Source organism: Embleya sp. NPDC056575 (assembly GCF_042793325.1).
Taxonomy (GTDB): domain Bacteria; phylum Actinomycetota; class Actinomycetes; order Streptomycetales; family Streptomycetaceae; genus Embleya.
Map to the genome: position 1 here is coordinate 1 of NZ_JBHTVA010000182.1, position 906 is coordinate 906.

Here is a 906-nt window from a genome sequence, read left to right on the forward strand (position 1 = left end):
TAGCGTCCTTTTCCCAAATAGTCCCTATACAATTCCTTAATAGCAAACTCAATTACAGCATCTTTTGAAACTCTTCCAAATTCATTGTGTTTTGTAAAATGTTCGGCTAATAACTCTAGCTTTTTAAATGTTTCAACAGTAATTCGAGGTCCAATTTGTTTTTTCTCTTCCATCCAAACACACTCCTAACAAGTTGTTAACATAATTCTAACATTGGAAATAATAGAATTCAAGAACAGAAAAAAGAAGCACACTCGGAATGATATTTCGTTTCCTTTTGATTCCGAGCCTCCACCCCTTACAATCCCCAAAGGCAACCGACAAGGGAAAATTCGTCCCTTATCGGCACCTCCGGAAATTGTACAGCAAGGGGTCACTCCCAATAAAAAGACTACGACATATAAAACAGGTTTAGCTTCAGAGAAAAAGAGCATAAGGAAACTCGGTGCCACCCTAAAAAAAAGGGTGTCAAACAGGCTGTGCCTGTTGAGTTTCTATGCTCTTAGAACAGGTGCCGTTTTTGAAGCCAAAGATATAGCATAGATACCCCATAGATATAGCAGGGATATACCAAAATATCTCTAGAGATACGGGTATCTATGCTATATCTCTCTACAAGATTCCTCCACACGCTTGACGGAAATGCTTCAGCATTTTAGCACTCACTCGACAGAGTGTATAAGTGCGCCATTCGGAATTTCAAAGCTTCAAATTTCACAGAGAGTGCCCATTTATACACACCCCCTAAATCGTGGTGTGACAATGGGTTCTCGCCGGCTCGAAATCGGTTTGTCATTCTGACAAATAACCCTTCGGGAAATAAAAAAAACGGCTCCATAAAGAGGAACCGTTTTGCTTCAAAAATCACGTTTTGTGTTATACTGGAGAAACGAAATTGTGTTTTCA